Annotated in this window: 1 protein-coding gene; it reads right to left on the minus strand. The window is 41.8% G+C overall.

From position 1 onward, the window contains the following. Positions 1–165: 165 nt before the first annotated feature. A complete protein-coding gene (locus tag EWU22_RS11090) occupies positions 166–11,040 on the minus strand; it encodes an invasin domain 3-containing protein (protein ID WP_231962885.1) in 10,875 nt (3,624 codons plus the stop codon). Between the last annotated feature and the right edge of the window lie 20 nt (positions 11,041–11,060).

Below are 11,060 nucleotides of genomic sequence, written 5' to 3' on the forward strand. Positions count from 1 at the left end.
AAAAGGCAAGAAATTTGTTCTCTTTTCCATAGGATTTTAGAGTCTCTATTTACCCCAATAAAAAAGTCGAAACTTAAAAAGTCCCGACTTTCTGCAATCCGTGTTCTAATGTTTTTGAGGTTTCCCTCTTATTGAAATGATGTATAGGGCATCATTTCAATTTCTTTATTTATCCAATCTGTTCACATAAATGAACGATTGAATATTTGGTTTCGCTCCTTTGAAGTCGATGATGTAGAAGTAAACACCATCTGTAATTGTACCTTCTCCTTGAACGATACCTACGCCTTTTGGTATCTCGCCACCCCAATCATTTTTATAATTGTCGATTTCGTACACAATATTACCCCAACGGTTAAAGATGGTTAAGTGGTGGTTTGGCATGCTCATGATTCCAGGAATCACAAACTTATCGTTGACACCATCTCCATTTGGTGAGAATCCTTGCGTCACAAATGGTTCGCAAATATCCTTATCCTTACTATTTGGTATACCGTCATGATCACAATCTGGTAAAGCACCGTAATTCAAGTCATCCTCCAATTTATCTGGGATACCATCACCATCATCATCAGGATCTTTGTAATCAGGTATTCCGTCTCCATCGGTATCAATTGGATGTAATGGATCTGGACCAACTTCTTCTTTATCTGAGATACCATTATTATCCGAATCAGTATCACGGTAATCAGGTAAACCATCTCCATCGGTATCATCTGGGATATTTGGATTTTTGCCAGCCTCAATTTTATCTGGAATACCATCTCCATCAGAATCTAAATCACGGAAATCATAAATACCATCTTTGTCTGTATCCAATGGTTTAGTTGGATCAGGTCCTACCTCTACCTTATCTGGTATTGTATCTCCATCCGTATCTAAATCTAGGTAATCAGGCAAGCCATCTTTATCCGTGTCTACTGGTACTTTTGGATTATCGCCAGCTTCAATTCGATCTGAAATGGTATCATTATCTGAATCAGTATCGGTATAATCGGCTTTACCATCTTTATCGGAATCTACAGGAATCATTGGGTCTTTACCCGCTTCTACGCTGTCAGGGATACCGTCATTATCCGCATCTAATTCACGGTAATCTGGGAGATTGTCTCCATCAGAATCCTGAGGTTTCAATGGATTTGCTCCAGCTTCAATGAAATCTGGTATACCATCGTTGTCTGAATCAGTATCACGGTAATCGTATTTCGGTGAACCATCTTTTAGGAAGTCTCCATCTGTGTTCAGCGGATTATTCACGTCTGGACCAACCTCAATACTGTCTAATATACCATCGTTATCCGAATCAGTATCACGGTAATCTGGTAATAGATCGCCATCAGAATCCAATGGCACTAATGGTACCATACCAGCTTCTATGCTATCTGGAATTCCGTCATTATCCGAATCCGTATCAATCATATCTGCCAAACCATCTTTATCCGTATCCACAGGTACACCGTTGATAATACCTACCTCTACTCCATCTGGCATGGTATCATTATCTGAATCAGTATCACGATAATCTGGTAAACCATCTTTATCGGAATCACGTGGCATATTTGGATTTGGACCCACTTCCATACGGTCTGCAACGGTATCATTATCTGAATCCGTATCACGGAAGTCATCCTTACCATCCTTATCCGTATCCAATGGTTTCCATACGTCGCTACCTACTTCCACTTTATCTGGAATGGTATCATTGTCCGAATCTAAATCCAACATATCTGGAATTCCGTCGCCATCTGTATCAACAGGTTTCGATAAATCCTTACCTGCCTCGATTGCATCTGGAATACCGTCTCCATCAGAATCCGTATCCTCAAAGTTTTTCAAGCCATCTCCATCCGTATCCCAAGGTTTATTGCAATCTCCTACTTCAACTATATCTAGGATACCGTCTCCATCTGAATCTGTATCGCGGAAATTGGCCAATTTATCTTGATCCCAATCTGCGCCGCCTTCTACTCCGTCTGGAATACAGTCATTATCTGAATCTAGATCTAAGAAGTCAGGTGATCCATCCTTGTCGGTATCTATCACTGCTTTGTATTCCCCACGATCATCCCAACCGTTATCATTGTCGTCATTCGAATTATCGCATTCTCTACACTTATCTTTTCCTTCCCATGCATCAGGTATACCGTCTCCATCCGAATCTGCATCTAAATAATTTGGTATACGATCTCCATCATTGTCCGTATCACGCTCATCGCTATCTCCTAACCAATCGCCATCCGAATCTTTATCTCGGTAGTTTGGTTTACCATCTTTATCTGGGTCATTCGTTAATTCTATCTTATCTGCGATTCCGTCTCCATCAGAGTCTAAGTCGATATAATCTGGTGTTCCGTCCTTATCTGTATCAGGTACTGGTGCAGGGTTACCTTCTAAGAAGTCAGCCAATCCATTTCCATTCACATCTGGTCTAGATCCATTTTTATCCACACGGCCATCATAATTATCATCGATTGTTCCGCGCTTGTTGTCTGTTCCTTCCCATGCATCCAATATTCCGTCATTATCTGAATCGATATCCAAGAAGTTCATCACTCCATCTCCATCCGTATCGTATGATCTTTCTTGAGAATCCAAGATTCCGTCGTTATCAGAATCTAAATCCAAGTAATTGGCATGACCATCTCCATCGCTATCGATGTTCTTCTCAATCATGTCTAAGATACCGTCGTTATCCGAATCTGGATCTAAGAAGTTAGGAATACCATCTGAATCAAAGTCTTGGCAAGATCCTGTTCCTAAATAGCCTCCGTTACATTCCATTTCGTTTGAAATACCATCGCTATCGCAATCTCCTGCAAAATATTTAGCATAACCAACACTTCCTTTTGGAGGAATATATCCTGCTACTCCACCAGAACATGCATTCGATGGTTCAACGTCGGTTCCATTTGGAGATCCATCGCCATCGCAATCCATCGCTTTCCATGATGCGGATGTTTTAGATAAAACAAATGAACTCATCAAATAGGAACAACCGTCGTTTACATCTGTCTTATCTATTAACTCTTGTTCATCTGTCACACTATCGCCATCTGTATCTGGTGAAACTACCACAATTTCAGGAGTTTGAACGGCAGCACCTTCAGTTGGTGTAATGGTAAATTTACTAGACCCAGAAGTAGCTTCCTTATAAGTAATTCCTAGTACAGAGAAATCGGCAACCCCTTGAGAGAAGTCAGTTGGTTTAGATAAAACATAAGTACTTTGACTCGTTGACGTTGTTCCAGATACACTGGTGACCACAATCTTAACTGGGTTTTCAGCAGCGTTAAATGTTTTAACCACATTACCCCATTCATCCACAGCGGTCATTGATCCCGTAATTGGCTTACCTGATTCTTGTACAGGATCTAATTTTACCTCTAATGTGTTGAACTTATCTGGCACAACGGTGATTGGCAATTTGTTTTCTGGCTTAGTTACAATAGATCCATTGACCGTTCTTGCATCTAGATTGGCTACCTCAGCAGCAAACAAGACTAATTCTAAGGTAGCAACTCCATTCACAAATTTGACCATTACATCAGATCCAAATGGCGTAAATCCATCCAATACAAGATTGGCACTGCCAGTTCCTGTTTTAGCATTTGCCAAACTAGCTCCGCCCGTTGCACTACTTAAAATATTAACGGTAGAATTCGTCGTTTTCTTACTTGATTCTACTCGTGATTGTGGCTTACTATCACTTGGTATCGAAGCCGTTGATGTCTGAGATAATCCAATCTGAGGCATAGCATTACGGTTTGGAGAAATGGATGCTCCAGCAAATGCCATGAGTAGATCTTGTTTAAAATCTGTTATTGTATTTTGATACTGATCTACTGCAAATATGTCGATGGTCAGTTTAAGGCCAGCTCTTACCGTATTATTGTTTGATTTAATAATGAAGTTGGCAGGTGCACCCGCTGTCACATTAAAGGCATTTGACTCACCCGTTTTACCTGTCACATTATTAGATGTCAATCCGCTTCCAGTGGCCAATAATACCACACCTGTTTCACTCTTCGTATACGACCAACCACTAATTTCAACAGAGCTAGAACCTGCTAACAAGGTAGCTGAAACAGTTCCTGTAAGAGTTCCTGTACCTGTTTTCACGGTTAAGGTGATAACACCATTGGCTGTTGCTTTCACCGGGTTATTGGTCACATCCACTAATGTAGCGGTGATCGTTTGCGGTAAACCTGCGACATGGTTAGCAATAGTGCTTAATTTAATCTTAGCAGCTTCACCTGAACTTAACGTAATGCTAGGACTTGTTACTGTTGCACCCGTAGAAGCCGTAAATGTAAATGTAACGGCACCAGTTTCACCTGTATAAATTAAACCTAAACTAGTTAAGTTGGCTACTCCATTAACAAAGTCAGTGGCAGCATTCAATTTGTTGGTACCAGACAATCCTGATATTGTTCCAAGCGAGTTGGTGCTAACTGTCACATTATTACTACTTGCATTAAAGTTCGTGATGATATTACCAAAGGCATCTTGAGCTGTCAAGGTATTGACACCCACAAATGCTTGTCCTGCTACTTGAGGGCTGCTTAAGTTCAACTCAAACTTAGACATGGTGGCTGTGCTAACAGCCACAGTCAAGCGATCGGTTCCAATTGTAGCTATAGTTCCTTCGGATGCCGAAATGGTTGCTGTTTCTGCTTTATACAATCTCATCACTGCAGTAGCTACACCCTGACTAAAGTTCAAGCTTGTAGCTGTACCCATATTCGTACCATCTATGCTTGGTGCTGTCACTGGGCTGGCTGAACTAGTAGCACCACTGAATGTCACTAATTTAGATCCTGTATACCCTAAGGCTGTATTTCCACTAGCATCTTTGGCAGTAATGGTGATAATTTGTTGTCCACCTGCTGTTTGGGTACCAGAACCTGTAATAATCAATTTCGTAGCTGCTCCCGTATTGAAAGTAATACTTGCAGTTGTTTGACTACTATTTCCACTTAATACTGGGTTGCCATTGATGCTTGCTACAAATACACCTGTACCTGGAGTATTTGAACTTACAGTGGCAGTATAAGTTCCGTTACCATTATCTGTTACAGCAGAAACTGTTCCAACTCCAGAAGATTTGGTAATAAGTACTGTTGCACCGCCAGTCGTTATGGCATTACCATTTAGATCTTTCGCTGTTACTGTTAAAGTTTGCGTACTACCATCTGCAAATATATTCGCTGTTGTTGGAGTTAATGTAGACACAGTTGCATTGACAGCACCCACTGTAAAGGTTATGCTTGCTTGCGTTTGACTAGCCGTTCCACTTAATACTGGATTAGCATTGATGGTGGCTACAAAAACACCTGTACCTGCTATTAATGAGCTAACCGTAGCTGTATAAGTTCCATTAGCATTATCTGTTACGGCAGAAACTGTTCCTACACCAGATAATTTAGTTATTACTACAGTAGCTCCACCCGTAGTAATCGCGTTACCCAAAGCATCTTTGGCTGTAACAGTTAATGTTTGTGAAACGCCAGAAGCTACCAAACTCGCACTAATAGGTGTTAATGTAGAAGTAGCTGCACTCGCCACATTGGTATTAATTACAATGGATGTGCTAGTTGCAGCTGTTCCGCTTGCAGGCGTGAAAGTAAATGTACCTGTACCTGTTACACCTGCATAAGTTAATCCAGTCAAGCTAGAAACTCCAGCTACAAAGTCAGTCGCACTGGTCAATTTATTTGTACCAGATAATCCAGAGATGGTTCCAGCTAAGCTTGTTGTTACAGTGATATTATTAGTAGCTGCACTAAATCCTGTCACTGTATTTCCGTATGCATCTTGAGCTGTTAAGGTGTTAGTACCCGTGAAAGCAACTGCGCTATTTTGAGGAGAAGCTAAACTTACCGCCAATTTAGAGAAGGTACTTGGAGTCACTGATAAACTTAATCTGTCAGCACCTGTACTAGAGATCGTTCCATCTGTAGCTTCGATTAGAGCTGTTTCAGCTTTAAATAGCGTGACGTTCAAGGTAGCTACCCCATTGACAAAAGTAACTGGTGTCGCTGTTCCAAACGCAATGCTCGTTGCTATAGGTGAAGTAGCAGGACTTGCAGATGAATTAGCACCCGAGAATATCAATGACTTAGTACCTGTATAAATCGTCGATGTATTACCATTAGTATCTTTAGCCGTGATAATGATACTTTGAGCTACACCAGCTGCTACGGTACTTGCGGCTGAGGTAATCACAAATTTAGTCGCCACACCACCATTGATAAGAATATTACCACTGGTAATAGCTGTTCCTGTGTTAGGTGTAAATGTGAAAGTACCTGTTCCTGGATTACCAGTATAAATCATACCAAGGCTAGTTAAATTAGCCACTCCATTTACAAAGTCTCCTGCTGCATTTAATTTATTGGCACCAAATAAACCGCTGATTACACCCGATAAGCTAGTACTTACTGTAACATTATTAGTAGCTGCACTAAATCCTGTCACTGTATTTCCGTATGCATCTTGAGCTGTTAAGGTGTTAGTACCCGTGAAAGCAACTGCACTATTTTGAGGAGAAGCTAAACTTACCGCCAATTTAGAGAAGGTACTTGGAGTCACTGATAAACTTAATCTGTCAGCACCTGCACTAGAGATTGTTCCGTCAGTAGCTGCGATTAAAGCTGTTTCTGCTTTATACAACGTGACGTTCAAGGTAGCCACCCCATTGACAAAAGTAACTGGAGTCGCTGTTCCAAACGCAATGCTCGTTGCTATAGGTGAAGTAGCAGGACTTGCAGATGAATTAGCACCCGAGAATACCAATGACTTAGTACCCGTATAAATCGTCGATGTATTGCCATTAGTATCTTTAGCCGTGATAATGATACTTTGAGCTACACCAGCTGCTACGGTACTTGCGGCTGAAGTAATCACTAATTTAGTTGCATCACCACCATTGATAATAATATTACCGCTAGTTATAGCTGTTCCTGTGCTTGGTGTGAATGTGAAAGTACCCGTTCCTGGACTACCAGTATAAATCATACCAAGGCTAGTTAAATTAGCCACTCCATTCACAAAGTCACCTGCTGCATTTAATTTATTGGTACCAGATAATCCAGAGATAGTTCCAACTAGGCTAGTACTTACTGTAACATTATTCGTAGCTGCACTAAATCCTGTCACTATATTTCCGTATGCATCTTGAGCCGTTAAGGTATTAATACCTTTGAATGTCTCTGAACTATTTTGAGGACTAACTAAGGCTAGAGCAAATTTGCTAAAGTTTCCTGCTGTGACAGCTACAGTTAATCGATCAGTTCCTTCTGCTAAAACACTTCCATCCGTCACAGCTACATTAGCCGTTTCTACCTGATATAAAATCATGCTAGCCGTGGCCACACCGTTACTAAATGTAATGGTGGTTTCTGTTTCAACGTCTACGCCCGCAACTTTAGCTTTTGTCACTGGGCTAGTCGATGGATTTGCTCCAGAGAATGTCAATAGCTTAGCACCAGTATACGACGTAACTGTATTTCCACTAGCGTCTTTCGCCGTAATGGTGATAGTTTGAGCCACACCAGCTACTTGGTTTGCAGCTCCAGTTACAATGAACTTGCTTACACTTCCACTTGTGAAAGTTACATTCGTACTTGTTACAGCGGTACCTGTCGCAGGAGTGAAAGTTAAAGTACCAGTTCCTGAAGTACCTGTAAATTTCAAGCCAAGGCTCGTTAGGTTGGCTACTCCATTTACAAAGTCACCTACATTAGTAAGTTTATTTGTTCCTGATAATCCTGAAATACTACCTGTTAAGCTAGTTGTTACACTAATGTTATTTGCCGAAGCATCAAAGCTCGTTTCCACGTTGCCGTATGCATCCATGGCCGTTAAGGTATTTGTCCCAGTAAAGGCCACCCCATTTGCTTGCGTACTAGCTAATGTAACTTGTAGTTTATTAAAGACAGCAGGATTAACTGTTACCGCTAAGCGATCAGTTCCTGTTGAAGAAATAGTTCCATCACTTACTGCAATAACTGCATTTTCGACACGATACAGGTTCATACTAGCTGTGGCCACACCATTGGTGAACACAACACTAGTTGCTGATCCAAAGGCTGTGCTTCCCACTGTAGGATTAGTCACTGGAAGTGAAGAAGCTGCAGCTCCAGAGAATGTCAAGCTCTTCGTTCCAGTATAGCTTGTAATGGTATTACCTCCTGAATCTTTTGCTGTTAAAGTAATTGTCTGTGCTGTACCTGCAATTTGTGTAGCAGATCCTGTAACAATTAGTTTATTCAAGGCTCCAGGATTAATCGTTACAGGACCACCTGAGCTAGCTGAACCAGACGTTGGTGTAAAGGTAAAGTTAACTGAGCCTGCTAAGCCAGAATAAACGATACCAAGGCTAGATAAATTAGCTACACCATTAACAAAGTCTCCTGCTGCATTTAATTTATTTATGCCTGACAATCCTGAAATGTTACCTGTTAAACTAGAGCTTACAGTGATGACATTAGAAGCCGCATTAAATGTGGTCACTATGTTACCATAAGCATCTTTGGCCGTCAAAGTATTCGTACCAGTCCAAGCAATAGCATTTGATTGTGATGCGGCTAAACTTACAGTAAGCTGGCTGAATGTTCCTGAACTTACTGTCACAGCTAAACGATCAGAACCGCTAGAAGCTGTTATACCCGCAGTACTTGCCGCAACATTGGCAGTTTCAGCGGCATACAATACAAGACTCGAACTAGCAACACCGTTGTTAAATGTCACTACTGTATTAGAACCAAAATTGGTAGCTACAGCAGTTTTATTAGTAGCACTTGCGGTGAAATTACCATTAGGTGATAAACTTGCTCCTGAGAACACTAGGGTTTTGTCTCCTGTGAAACTAGTTACAATATTTCCATTGGCATCTTTCGCTGTAATTGTAATTGTCTGAGCAACACCTGCTGTTTGTGTGGAAGCCCCCGAGATAATCAATCGAGTAGCTGAACCAGAACTTACACTTACGTTAGAACTTGTTACTGCTAATCCTGTAGCTGGAGTAAAGGTAAATGTACCTGTACCTGAAGTTCCTGTAAAGGTTAGACCTAGGCTACTTAAATTCGCTACGCCATTCACAAAGTCTGATGCACTGGTTAATTTATTCGTTCCACTTAAACCACTAATACTTCCTGTTAAGCTACTGCTTACAGTCACATTGTTCGTACTAGCATCAAAGCCTGTCACTACATTGCCATAAGCATCTAATGCTGTTAAGGTATTTGTACCACTAAATGCTGTACCACTTGATTGAGAAGCAGCTAATGTCAAGCCAAATTTGGAGAAAGAACCTACTCCTACTGTGATAGCCAAACGATCAGCACCCGAAGCTGTCAATGTTCCATCACTTACAACGATATTAACCGCTTCAGCTAAATACAAGGCCAAGTTGGTTGTTGCTACACCATTCGTAAATGTGATAGTTGCTGCTGTACCTAAGCTAATTTGATTCGAATTCTTATCTGTTACTTTAGGTGTCGTAACCGGACTCAATGAGCTATTCGCTCCTGAGAAGGTAAGCGACTTATCGCCAGTATATGATGTAATTGTATTGCCACTAGCATCTTTCGCCGTGATTGTAATCGTTTGACTCGTGCCTGCTGTCTGCGTGCCACTTCCTGTGATTACAAACTTATTGGCTGAACCTGGGTTAATCGTAATGCTTCCACTTGTTACGGCTGTTCCGCTCGCTGGGGTAAACGTGAATGTTCCTGAACCTACCGCTCCTGTATACTTCAAGCCTAAGCTTGTCAAGTTCGCTACTCCACTCACAAAGTCACCCGCATTGCTCAACTTAGTCGTGCCACTTAAGCCACTGATACTACCACTTAAGCTCGTGCTTACGGTAATGTTATTTCCTGAGGCATCAAAGCCTGTCACCACGTTGCCATAAGCATCCAAGGCTGTTAAGCTATTCGTTCCTGTAAAACCTACTCCGTTGATCTGTGGTCCTGCTAAGCTCAAGGCTAATTTGCTGAATACCGCTGGGCTAACACTCACACTCAAGCGATCGGATCCACTCGTTGTTACTGAACCATCAGTAGCTACGATCAAGGCCGACTCTACTTTGTATAAGCTCATGCTTACTGTCGCTACTCCATTACTAAAGCTCACACTGGTCGCTGTACCAAAGTCTGTACTTGCTACAGTTGGATTAGTTGCAGGGCTGCTTGATGCATTAGCTCCACTGAACGTAATCGATTTAGCTCCCGTATAAGCTGTCGCTGTATTTCCACTCGCATCTTTGGCTGTAATCGTGATGTTTTGACTACCACCTGCTGTCTGTGTGCCTGTTCCTGTCACAATGAACTTCGTAGCAGAACCTGCCATGATTACAACATTAGCGCTCGTTACGGCTGTTCCGGTCGCTGGGGTGAACGTGAACGTACCTGTACCCGAAGTACCTGTGTACGTTAAATTGCTTATGTTAGCTATTCCACTCACGAAATCACCTGATCCCGTCAATTTATTTATTCCAGACAATCCAGTAATAGTTCCTGTCAGACTGCTCGTTACCGTAACATTATTAGATGATGCATCAAAGCCAGTCACAGTGTTACCATATGCGTCTTTCGCAGTTAAAGTATTAGTTCCTCCGAAAGTAAATCCAGTACCACTTTGTTGCGGACTACTTATCGTAACAACAAAAGTTGAGAAAGTGCCAGCAGAAACTGATACCGATAAGCGGTCTGAACCTGCTGCTGATAGACTTCCATCCGTAGCTGCTAATACCGCTGATTCTACTTGGTACAAGCTCAAGCTCGCTGTCGCTACTCCATTACTAAACGTCACATTCGTAGCTGTGCCCACATTCGTGCCGCCAACCGTTGGGTTGGTCACTGGACTGCTTGATGCACTAGCTCCACTAAAGGTAAGCGACTTAACTCCCGTATAACCTGTTGCGGTGTTACCACTCGCATCTTTCGCTGTGATTGTTATCGTTTGACTAGTACCCGCTGTCTGTGTACCTGTTCCGGTGATAATCAATTTCGTAGCAGTACCTGAATTAATCGTCAATGATGATGATGTTACTGGCG

It is taken from the genome of Aquirufa nivalisilvae, assembly GCF_004307455.1.
In the GTDB taxonomy this organism is placed as follows: domain Bacteria; phylum Bacteroidota; class Bacteroidia; order Cytophagales; family Spirosomataceae; genus Aquirufa; species Aquirufa nivalisilvae.